General features: G+C 74.0%; 10 protein-coding genes. 5 read left to right on the top strand and 5 right to left on the bottom strand.

Going from position 1 to position 10,457, the window contains the following annotated elements:
• The 4 genes from ACTHNQ_RS20765 to ACTHNQ_RS20750 form a co-directional block, all read left to right on the top strand.
• Window positions 1–1,077, top strand: a 1,077-nt coding sequence (locus ACTHNQ_RS20765; protein WP_440335810.1) for an acyl-CoA dehydrogenase family protein, incomplete at its 5' end; no start/stop codon positions are given.
• Between the two features lie 13 nt (window positions 1,078–1,090).
• On the top strand, window positions 1,091–2,362 hold the full coding sequence (locus ACTHNQ_RS20760) for a DUF445 domain-containing protein (protein ID WP_440335813.1): 1,272 nt from the start codon (window positions 1,091–1,093) through the stop codon (window positions 2,360–2,362).
• A 94-nt stretch (window positions 2,363–2,456) separates the two neighbouring features.
• Window positions 2,457–3,356, top strand: a complete 900-nt coding sequence (locus ACTHNQ_RS20755; protein WP_440335809.1) for an agmatinase family protein — start codon at window positions 2,457–2,459, stop codon at window positions 3,354–3,356.
• A complete protein-coding gene (locus ACTHNQ_RS20750; RefSeq protein ID WP_440335808.1) occupies window positions 3,353–3,823 on the top strand; it encodes a SixA phosphatase family protein in 471 nt (156 codons plus the stop codon). The genes ACTHNQ_RS20755 and ACTHNQ_RS20750 overlap by 4 nt, the downstream gene beginning before the upstream one ends.
• Window positions 3,824–3,879: 56 nt before the next feature.
• Here the strand turns inward: ACTHNQ_RS20750 and hutI are convergent, their stop codons facing one another.
• The 3 genes from hutI to hutH form a co-directional block, all read right to left on the bottom strand.
• A complete protein-coding gene (gene hutI / locus ACTHNQ_RS20745; protein WP_440335807.1) occupies window positions 3,880–5,049 on the bottom strand; it encodes an imidazolonepropionase in 1,170 nt (389 codons plus the stop codon).
• Window positions 5,050–5,127: 78 nt separating this feature from the next.
• Complete coding sequence (gene hutU, locus ACTHNQ_RS20740; RefSeq protein WP_440335806.1) at window positions 5,128–6,846, bottom strand: urocanate hydratase; 1,719 nt, start codon at window positions 6,844–6,846, stop codon at window positions 5,128–5,130.
• A 2-nt stretch (window positions 6,847–6,848) separates the two neighbouring features.
• Window positions 6,849–8,414, bottom strand: a complete 1,566-nt coding sequence (gene hutH / locus ACTHNQ_RS20735; RefSeq protein ID WP_440335805.1) for a histidine ammonia-lyase — start codon at window positions 8,412–8,414, stop codon at window positions 6,849–6,851.
• A 52-nt stretch (window positions 8,415–8,466) separates the two neighbouring features.
• Between hutH and ACTHNQ_RS20730 the strand changes: the two genes are divergently transcribed.
• The gene (locus ACTHNQ_RS20730) at window positions 8,467–9,303 is read left to right on the top strand and encodes an IclR family transcriptional regulator (protein WP_440335812.1); all 837 of its coding nucleotides are present in this window, start codon (window positions 8,467–8,469) and stop codon (window positions 9,301–9,303) included.
• A gap of 52 nt (window positions 9,304–9,355) precedes the next feature.
• Here the strand turns inward: ACTHNQ_RS20730 and ACTHNQ_RS20725 are convergent, their stop codons facing one another.
• Window positions 9,356–9,868 (bottom strand): ankyrin repeat domain-containing protein, encoded by a 513-nt coding sequence (locus ACTHNQ_RS20725; protein WP_440335804.1) that lies wholly within the window; start codon window positions 9,866–9,868, stop codon window positions 9,356–9,358.
• Window position 9,869: 1 nt separating this feature from the next.
• Window positions 9,870–10,361, bottom strand: coding sequence for a YbaK/EbsC family protein (locus ACTHNQ_RS20720; RefSeq protein WP_440335803.1), 492 nt, complete (start codon window positions 10,359–10,361; stop codon window positions 9,870–9,872).
• Window positions 10,362–10,457 lie beyond the last annotated feature (96 nt).

Genomic DNA, 10,457 nt, shown 5'->3' with positions numbered 1-10,457 from the left:
GACGCCGACCTCGCCGACCTCCGCGCCGCCGGGTATCTCGCGGCGCTCGTGCCGACGAGCCTCGGCGGGGCGGGACTGGGCCTGGCCGAGGTGTCCGTCCTGCAGCAGCGGCTGGCGACGGCCGCCCCCGCGACGGCCCTCGCGATCAACATGCACCTCGTATGGACGGGGGTCGCGAAGGTGCTCGCCGATCGCGGCATCGACACGCTCCGCTTCGTGCAGGAGGGCGCGGCCGCCGGCGAGGTGTTCGCGTTCGGGATCAGCGAGGCCGGCAACGACCTGGTGCTGTTCGGGAGCGGGACGGATGCCGCACCCCTTCCCGACGGCGGGTACGCGTTCACCGGCACGAAGATCTTCACGTCGCTCTCGCCGGTGTGGACGCAGCTGGGGCTGCACGGCCTCGACACGTCCTCTGAGGACGCCCCGCGCATGGTCTACGCGTTCGTGCCGCGGTCGGAGGTGCAGACCGGCCGCGTGGTCGTGCGCGACGACTGGGACACCCTCGGCATGCGCGGCACGCAGTCGCGCACCACTGTGCTGCGCGATGCGGTGGCACCCGCCGACCGGGTCGTGCGGCGCCTCGCGCCCGGCCCGAACCCCGATCCGCTCGTCTTCGGCATCTTCAGCGTGTTCGAGCTGCTGCTGGCGTCGGTGTACACCGGCATCGCGCGGCGCGCGCTCGAGCTCGCGGTCGCGACGGCCGCCAAGCGCACCTCGAAGCGCACCGGCCGGGCGTACAGTCAGGACCCCGACATCCGCTGGCGCATCGCCGACATGGCCCTCGCCTACGACGCGCTGCCGCCGCAGCTGCAGGCGCTCTCGCGCGACGTCGACGAGCTCGCCGACCACGGCTCGCAGTGGTTCGCCCAGCTGGCGGGCGTGAAGCACCGGGCGGTGACGGCGGCGAAGTCGATCGTGGACGAGGCGATCCTCGTCGCGGGCGGATCGTCGTACTTCTCGGGCAACGAGCTCGGCCGCCTGTACCGCGACGTGCTGGCAGGGCTGTTCCACCCGTCCGATCCGGAGTCGGCCCATGCCACGGTCGCGACGGCCTGGCTCGGTCCGGTCGAGGACTGACGTGTCCGGCGCGATGACGGTGACCTCGCCCGTCGGCCTGAGCCCCGCCGACCAGGAGCGCCGCCGGGCGCTCCGGCGCATGAAGGGGGTGGCCCTCGGCGCACTGCTGTTCATGGCGGCGCTGTTCGCGGTCTCGTTCGCGTTCCAGCAGGAGGTTCCGGCGCTCGCGTACCTGCGCGCCGCGGGCGAAGGCGGCATGGTCGGTGCGCTCGCGGACTGGTTCGCGGTGACCGCGCTGTTCCGGCATCCGCTCGGCATCCCCATCCCGCACACCGCGATCATCCCGAGCCGCAAGGACGAGATCGGTCGCACGCTGGGCGAGTTCGTCGAGACGGAGTTCCTGCGGGGCGACGTCGTGCGCACGAAGCTCGTCGAGACGCCCATCGCAGCACGTCTCGGCGAATGGCTGAGCGCGCCCGTGCACGCCGAGCGCGTCGCCGCCGAGGCGTCGGTGATGGCCTCGAGCGTGCTGCAGGCGCTGAGCGACGACGACGTGCGCGACGTCATCGAGGAGCTCGCCCGCGAGCACCTCATCGCGCCGGAGTGGGGACCGCCGCTGGGCGAATGGCTGCAGCGCATCGTCGACGCCGGCGCGCACCGCGGTGCGGTCGACCTCGCCGCCGACAGCGTCGCCGCGTGGCTGGCCGCCAACCACCGCGCGTTCACGGGGCTCGTCTCGCGCCGTCTGCCCTCGTGGGTGCCTTCGGTGGCGCACCGGTTCGTCGACGACACGGTCTACAACGAGGCGGTCAAGTTCGTGGGCGCGGTGCAGCGCGATCCGCAGCATCCGGCCCGTCTCGCGATCGACGGGTACCTCGAGCGGCTCGCGTCGAACCTGCAGCACGATCCGGCGACGATCGGCAGGTTCGAAGACGCCAAGCTCGCCGTGTTCGACAGCCCGCGGGTGCGCGAGCTCGCCGCCGAGGCCTGGAGCACCGCCAAGGCCGGCCTGCTGCGCGCTCTCGCCGACCCCGGGAGCGGGCTGCGCCGACGGGGCGTGACCGCTCTCGTCGAGATCGGCGAGCGCATGACGACGGATGCCGCGCTGCAGCGCCGCGTCGACGAGTGGGTGACCGACGGCGCCGTCTTCCTCGTCGACCGGTACCGTCACGACATCGCGTCGATCATCACCGACACCGTCGAGCGGTGGGACCCCGCAGAGACGACCGAGAAGATCGAGCTGATGGTCGGACGCGACCTGCAGTACATCCGCCTCAACGGCACGATCGTCGGCGCGCTCGCCGGCGTCGCGATCTTCACCGTCGCGCACGCACTGCTCGGCTGACGCCCGGACGCTCCGTGCGGTGGACCGGGGATCTCGCGAAGAGCGCGCCGCGGGGTGCCGGCCATGGTGTGCCCGCGACGAGTAGCGTCGAGACGTGACTCTTCCGCATGACCCGCTGTGGCCGCGCGCGGGTGCCTGGCCGCGCATCGACGACGTCACGGGATGGGATGCCGTCCTGCTGGGTGTTCCCGCGCACCGCACCTCGATCTCGCGGACAGGCGCGCACGCCACTCCCGGGGCGATCCGCGAGGCGCTGCGCCGGTACAGCCCCACCCTTCTCGGGCCGCCGCCCGTCGACCTCCACGAGGTGCTGCGCATCGCCGACGCGGGCGACATCGACGAGCCGGACGGACCGGCGGGCGAGGCATCCGTCCGCGCCGCCGTGGGCGCGCTGCGTGAGCGCGCCGAGCTCGTCGTCGCTCTCGGCGGCGACAACTCGCTCACCTACGCCGTGACGCAGGGCGCCGCGGCCGACGGCCTCATCACGATCGACGCGCATTTCGACCTGCGCGACGGGGTCTCGAACGGCTCGCCGGTGCGCCGCCTCGTCGAGGACGGCCTGGACGGCCGGCGGATCGTGCAGCTCGGCATCGCGGACTTCGCGAACTCGGCCGCCTACGCGCAGCGCGCCGCCGACCTCGGCATCACGGTGATCACGATGGACGAGGTGCGCCGCCGCGGCGCGGCCGACGTCATGGCCGAGGCCCTCGAGGTCGCCGGCGCAGGCGGCGGATCGATCCACCTCGACATCGACGTCGACGTGTGCGACCGCTCGGTGGCGCCCGGGTGCCCGGCCTCGGTGCCGGGCGGGCTGGCGGCCTGGGAGCTGCGTGCCCTCGTGCGCGCAGCGGCGGTCGATCCGAGGCTGCACAGCGCCGACCTCGCCGAGGTCGATGCGACCGCCGACGCCCCGGACGGACGCACCGTGCGCCTCGCGGCGCTGTGCGTGCTGGAGCTGCTCGCAGGACTCGCCGGACGAAGGAGCACGTCATGATCCGCCTCGCGCTCGTGCGCCACGCCAAGTCGGACTGGGGCGACCCGGGTCTGGACGACCACGACCGGCCCCTCAACGACCGCGGCATGAGGGATGCCCCGGTCATGGCCGCCCGGCTGGCCGCATCCGGATTCCGTCCCGAAGTGATCCTGTCGAGCACGGCGCTGCGCGCCCGGACGACGGCCGAGGCCTTCGCCGCGGAGCTCGGGGTCGCGGTGTCGCTCGACCCGGAGCTCTATGGGGCGCCGGCGGCGGCGCTGCTCGCCGCGGCCGCCGCGACGGGAGCCGGCTCGGTCGTCGTCGTCGCGCACGACCCGGGCATGTCGGTGCTCGCCGGGCGGCTGTCGGGCGACGGCATCGGCCACATGCCGACGTGCGCCGTCGCGACGTTCACGTGGCGGCAGGACGACTGGGACGTGGCGAGCGCGCTCGATCCCGACGACTGGACGTTCGACACGCCCCGCTGAGGCACGCGCCGACCTCGAGATCGCAGGTTCGGCCGCGCCCCATCCGGATCGCAGTGTCAGAGCTGCGCGCCGCCCAGCCACACCGTGTGCACGAGCGGCACGCCAGGCCGGTAGGCCAGGTGCACCCGCGTGGGTGCGTCGAGCATCACGAGGTCGGCGCGCGCCCCCGGCTCGACGACGCCCACGTCGGCGCGCTGCAGCGCCCGTGCCCCGCCCGCGGTCGCCGCCCACACCGCCTCGGCCGGCGTCATCCCCATCTCGCGTACGGCGAGAGCGATCATGAGCGGCATCGAGCTCGTGAAGCTCGAGCCCGGGTTGCAGTCGCTCGCGAGCGCCACGGTGACGCCGGCGTCGATGAGGCGCCGCGCGTCGGGGTAGGGCTGGCGCGTCGAGAACTCGACGCCCGGCAGCAGGGTCGCGACGGTCGCGGAGCCCGCGAGGGCGGCCACGTCGTGGTCCGACAGGTAGGTGCAGTGGTCGACGGATGCCGCCCCCAGCTCCACGGCCAGCTGCACGCCCTCGCCGTGGCCGAGCTGATTGCCGTGCACGCGCGGCAGCAGGCCGTGCGCGACACCGGCCGCGAGGATGCGCCGCGACTCCTCGGGCGTGAACGCGCCGCGCTCGCAGAACACGTCGACCCACCGCGCGTGCGGCGCGCACGCCCGCAGCATCTCGTCGCACACCAGGTCGACGTAGTCGTCGCGGCGCTCGGCGAACTCGGCCGGCACGACGTGGGCGCCGAGGTAGGTGACCTCGGGGGTCGCCTCGGACGCGAGGCGCGCCAGACGCGCCTCGTCGGCGATGGTCAGGCCGTAGCCCGTCTTGACCTCGAACGTCGTCGTGCCCTGCGCGTGCAGCTCCCGCGCGAAACCGCGCAACCGCGACCGCAGCTCATCGTCGGTCGCGGCACGCGTCGCGGCCACCGTCCGCCGTATGCCGCCGGCCGCATACGGCGTGCCGGTCATGCGCGCCTCGAACTCGTCGGCCCGGTCGCCGCCGAACACGATGTGCGTGTGACTGTCGACGAAGCCGGGGATGAGGGCCCGGCCGCTGGCATCCACCGTTCTCAGCCCCGCGGCGTGCGGCGCCTCGGACGCCGCGCCGACCCAGGCGATGCGGTCGCCCTCGAACAGCACCGCCGCGTCGCGGAGGGTCCCGAGGGCGTCACCGGGCCTTGCGACGTTGGTCGTGAGCTCGCCGATGTTCGTGATGAGTGTCGCGGTCATGTCACCCTCTCTTCGTGTCCCGGAGCTCGCCGCCCGCAGCGCCTGAGGCCGATGAACGCCGGGACATGGATGCCGTCGTCAGTCGTCGAGCATCGGCACCTGGAGGCCGCGCTCGCGGGCGACCTCCTTCGCCCGGTCGTACCCGGCGTCGACGTGACGCATGACGCCGGTGCCGGGGTCGTTCGTGAGCACGCGCTCGAGCTTCTCGGCGGCGAGCGCCGTGCCGTCGGCGACCGTGACCTGCCCGGCGTGGATGCTGCGGCCGATGCCGACGCCGCCGCCGTGGTGGATCGACACCCATGCCGCGCCCGACGCAGTGTTCAGCAGCGCGTTCAGCAGCGGCCAGTCGGCGATGGCGTCGGAGCCGTCGGCCATCGCCTCGGTCTCACGGTAGGGCGAGGCGACCGAGCCCGCGTCGAGGTGATCCCGGCCGATGACGATCGGGCCCGAGAGCTCGCCCGAGGCCACCATCTCGTTGAACTTCAGTCCGGCGAGGTGGCGCTCCTTGTAGCCGAGCCAGCAGATGCGGGCGGGCAGCCCCTCGAAGTGCACGGCGTCGCCGGCCTTGTCGAGCCAGCGCACGAGGCCCGCGTCGTCGGGGAACAGCGCCTTGACGGCCCCGTCGGTCTTGCGGATATCTTCCGGGTCGCCCGAGAGCGCCACCCAGCGGAAAGGGCCGCGCCCCTCGGCGAACTGCGGGCGGATGTACGCCGGCACGAAGCCGGGGAACGCGAACGCCCGGTCGAAGCCGCCCAGCTGCGCCTCGGCGCGGATCGAGTTGCCGTAGTCGAACACCTCGGCGCCGGCATCCTGGAACCCGACCATGGCCGCGACGTGCTTGGCCATGCTGCCGCGGGCGCGGGCCGTGAAGCCTTCGGGATCGCGAGATGCCTCGGCCTTCCAGTCGTCGAACGCGATGCCGACCGGCAGATACGCGAGCGGGTCGTGCGCGCTCGTCTGGTCGGTGACGATGTCGACGGTGAGCTCGCCGGCGCGCTGGCGCAGCAGCACGTCTCCGAACACCTCGGCCGCGTTGCCGACGACGCCGACGCTCCGCGCCTCACCGGCGGCCTTGGCGGCGACGACGCGGGCGATGGCGGCATCCAGGTCGGTCGTGTACTCGTCGAGGTACCCGTGCTCGACCCGGCGCGCCAGGCGCGACTCGTCGACGTCGACGATGAGCACCGCTCCCCCGTTGAGCGTCACGGCCAGCGGCTGCGCGCCGCCCATGCCGCCGGCGCCTCCGGTGAGCGTCAGCGTGCCCGACAGGTCGTCGCGCCCGAGCGAGCGGGCGACGGCGGCGAACGTCTCGTATGTGCCCTGCAGGATGCCCTGCGTGCCGATGTAGATCCACGAGCCCGCGGTCATCTGGCCGTACATGGTGAGACCCAGCTCTTCCAGCCGGCGGAACTCGCTCCACGTCGCCCAGTCCCCCACGAGGTTCGAGTTGGCGATGAGCACGCGCGGCGCCCACTCGTGCGTGCGGAAGACGCCGACCGGCTTTCCGGACTGCACGAGCAGCGTCTCGTCGGGCTCGAGCTCGTCGAGCGTGCGGACGATCGCGTCGAACGCCTCCCAGCTGCGGGCGGCCCGGCCGGTACCGCCGTAGACGACGAGGTCTTCCGGATGCTCGGCGACCTCGGGGTCGAGGTTGTTCATGAGCATCCGCTTGGCGGCCTCGGCGCCCCAGCTCTTGGCGGTGCGCGCGGGGCCCCGGGGCGCACGGACGGCGCGGTCGCCGAGACCGCGCGCGCTCCCGGTCGCGGTGTCGGCGCCGGGGATGTCGGTGGTGGTCATCGTCACTCCTTCGTGGTGGTCTGGAGGGCCGCCCGTGCGACGGCGCCGGACGCGACGAGCGCGGTCACGGCCTCCATCTCGGGCGACAGGAAGCGGTCGGGACCGGGGCCGCCGGCGACGGTACGGACGAGGTCGCGCACGGCCCCGGTCGCGGCGCCGGGCTGCAGCGGCGCCCGCAGGTCGAGGGCGCGCGCACCGGTGAGCACCTCGATCGCGAGCACGCGGGCGAGGCCGTCGAGTGCACGGCGCAGCTTGCGGGCCGCCGCCCAGCCCATCGACACGTGGTCCTCCTGCATCGCCGACGACGGGATGGAGTCGACGGATGCCGGCACGGCGAGGCGCTTGAGCTCCGACACGATTCCCGCGGCGGCGTACTGGGCGATCATGAGGCCGGAGTCGACGCCCACCTCGTCGGCGAGGAAGGGCGGCAGGCCGTTGCTGCGCGCACGGTCCAGCGCGCGGTCGGTGCGGCGCTCCGAGATCGAGGCGACGTCGGCGACGGCGATCGCGAGGAAGTCCAGTACATACGCGACCGGCGCGCCGTGGAAGTTGCCGTTCGACTCTACGCGCCCGTCGTCGGTGATGACCGGGTTGTCGACCGCTGCGGCGAGCTCCCGCGACGCGATGAGCGCGGCGTGGTCGACCGTGTCGCGGGCGGCGCCGTGCACCTGCGGCGAGCACCGCCTCGAGTAGGCGTCCTGCACGCGGGTGCACACGGCGGGGTCGCGGTGCGACGCGATGATCGGCGACCCGGCGAGCACGGCGCGCAGGTTCGCGGCCGAGACGGCCTGCCCCACCTGAGGGCGCAGCGCCTGCAGGTCGGCGGCGAAGACGGCGTCGGTGCCGAGCTGCGATTCGACCGACATGCCCGCCGCGACGTCGGCGGTGTCGAGCAGCGTCGACAGGTCGTGCAGCGCGAGCAGCAGCATGCCCAGCATGCCGTCGGTGCCGTTGATGAGGGCGAGCCCCTCCTTCTCGCGCAGCACGAGCGGAGCGATGGATGCCGCACCCAGCGCGTCTGCGGCATCCTTCTCCACCCCGTCGGCGTCGCGCACGCGGCCCTCGCCCATCGCGGCGAGCGCGACGTGCGACAGCGGCGCGAGGTCGCCCGAGCAGCCGAGCGAACCGTACTCGCGCACGATCGGAGTGATGCCGGCGTTCAGCATGGCCGCGTAGGTCTCGACCACGACCGGGCGCACGCCGGTGTGGCCGGTCGCAAGGGTCTGCAGCCGCAGCAGCATGAGGGCGCGCACGACCTCGCGCTCGACCTCGGGGCCGGTGCCCGCGGCGTGGGAGCGGATGAGGCTCGCCTGCAGCTGCAGGCGCCGTTCGGGCGCGATGAAGGTGGTGGCCAGTGCGCCGAAGCCGGTCGAGATGCCGTAGTGCGGCTCGGGGTCGTCGGCGAGGCCTTCGACCAGTGCGCGGGCGGCGGCGACGCGGGCGAGCGCCTCGGGGGCGATCTCGACGCGGGCATCGTGGCGGGCCACGGCGACGACGTCCTCGGGGCGCAGCGGTGCGGCGCCGACGGCGACGGACGCCCCCACCTTCTCGAACAGCTCAGTGGTCATGCCTCGATTCCACACCGCCGGGGTGCCGGGCGACAGCGCGTCGTGGCATCCTGTGTCTGTGATCCCAGACAGTCGTCCCCAGGTCCCGGCGGCCGACCACACGCTGCGGATCCTCTCCTTCCTCGCCCGGCAGCGGGGTCCGGCCCCGGCGCTGACGATCGCCACGGCGCTCGGCATCCCCCGCTCGACGGTGTACCACCTGCTCGCGACGCTCCAGGAGCATCAGTTCGTCGTCCACCTGCCCGAGGACCGTCGGTGGGGTCTGGGGATCGCGGCGTTCGAGCTCGCCGGCGGGTACTCGCGGCAGGAGCCCCTCGCACGCCTCGGCCGCCCCGTGCTCGCCGACCTCGCCGACCGCGCGGGCGAGAGCGCCCACCTCGCCGTCATGCACGGCCGCGACGTGCTCTACATCGTCGAGGAGCGCGCACCGCGGCGCCCGGCCCTCGTCACCGACGTCGGCGTGCGCCTGCCCGCGCACCTGACCGCGACCGGCCGGGCGATGCTCGCCGCGCTCCCCCGCGAGCAGGTGCGGGCGCTGTTCCCGGATGCCGCAGCGTTCGCCGACCGCACCGGCCGGGGACCGCGGCGACCGGGCGAGCTGCGGGACCTGCTGCGCACGGTCCGCGCGCGCGGCTACGCCGAAGAGGACGGTGAGGTCACGCTGGGCCTGCGCTCGGTCGGCGTCGTGGTGCGCGACCACGCCGGATGGCCCGCCGCCGCCATCGCGTTGACCTGGCCGGCGGACGCCGAGGCCGAGGCCGGGGCCGCCGTGTCCGGCCCCGGGGCCCCGGGCGCCGCGCCCGACGCCCCCGCGGTCGCGCTCGCCGCACGCGCCGGGGCGGCCGCCGCCGAGCTGGAGCGCCGCATCGGCCGCGCCCGGCCGGTCTAGGTCCGATCGTGCGAGCGAGCCCCTTCAACCCGTCCCAGGAGGGCGAGCCCTTTCACAGGTGCGCGTCGAGCAGCGCCACGATCTCGTTATAGCCGCGCGCTGCGGCGAGCTCGCGCGGGGTGGCGCCGTCGCCGTCGGCCAGCGCGGGATCGGCGCCGCCGTCGAGCAGCAGTTCGACGATCCGCTGATGGACCGGGCCGCCGTCGCCCAGCACGATGGCCTCGATGAGGGCCGTCCAGCCGAGGCGGTTGACATGGTCGAGGTCCGACCCCGCCTCGATCAGGAGCGCGACGGTCGAGACATGCCCGCGCTCGCTGGCCGGGATCACGGCGATGCCGCCGTACCGGTTGGTGACCGTGAGGTCTCCGCCCGCGGCGAGCGCGGCACGCACGACGTCGTCGTACCCGTTGGCGCCGGCGTAGAGCAGCACGGAGTCCCGCAGGTCGTCACGCGCGTTGACATCGGCGCCCTCGGCGATGAGCGCGAGCGCCGCCGCGGTGTCGCCGCGCTTGAGCGCCGCCACCGCTTCGAGCCCCGCCTGCTGCGCAGGGCCGAGTGCCGCCACGTCAGCCGGCCTCGGCGGCGCTGTCGACTTTGACCACCTGGCCGCCGGTGAGCCGTACGAGCTCGTCGAAGGTCAGCGGAAAGACGGTGTGCGGGGTGCCCCCCGCGGCCCAGATCTCGGGGTACCGCGCGAGGTCCTCGTCGACCACGGTCGTGAGGGGCGCGGGGTGACCGGTCGGTGCGACGCCGCCGATCGCCTGGCCTGTGGCCTCCCGCACCTGGTCGGGGTCGGCACGCTGGATCCTCCCGCGTCCGAGCCGCTCGGCGAGCGCTGCGGTGTCGACCCGGTGCGACCCGCTCGTCATCACGAGCAGCGGCTCGCCGTCGCTCATGAAGACGAGGCTGTTGGCGATCGCCCCGACCTCGACGCCCAGCGCCTCGGCGGCGAGGACCGCGGTGGAGGCGGCATCCGGAAGCACGACGATCTCGCCGGCGATGCCGGCGGCACGGAGGGCGTCGTGGACGAGCAGGCTGCGAGTGGGGAGGGCGGTCACGGCGACAGCATAACCAGCGGCGCAGTGTCTGCCGCATGCCGGCTCGCCCGGATGCGTGCACGAATGCAGGCACATCCGGTCCAGCAGGCTCCCGCG

Source organism: Microbacterium sp. (assembly GCF_051953575.1).
Lineage (GTDB): Bacteria > Actinomycetota > Actinomycetes > Actinomycetales > Microbacteriaceae > Microbacterium.
The sequence above is the reverse complement of the archived record's forward strand: the minus strand, read 5'-3'. Positions and strand labels throughout refer to the sequence as shown.

What these genes read in the sequence shown, in the direction of transcription:
- ACTHNQ_RS20750 (WP_440335808.1), top strand. Translation starts at nt 3,353, where the DNA reads ATGATCCGCCTCGCGCTCGTGCGCCACGCCAAGTCGGACTGGGGCGAC.
- hutH (WP_440335805.1), bottom strand. Translation starts at nt 8,414, where the DNA reads ATGACCACTGAGCTGTTCGAGAAGGTGGGGGCGTCCGTCGCCGTCGGC.
- ACTHNQ_RS20760 (WP_440335813.1), top strand. Translation starts at nt 1,091, where the DNA reads ATGACGGTGACCTCGCCCGTCGGCCTGAGCCCCGCCGACCAGGAGCGC.
- hutI (WP_440335807.1), bottom strand. Translation starts at nt 5,049, where the DNA reads ATGACCGCGACACTCATCACGAACATCGGCGAGCTCACGACCAACGTC.
- hutU (WP_440335806.1), bottom strand. Translation starts at nt 6,846, where the DNA reads ATGACCACCACCGACATCCCCGGCGCCGACACCGCGACCGGGAGCGCG.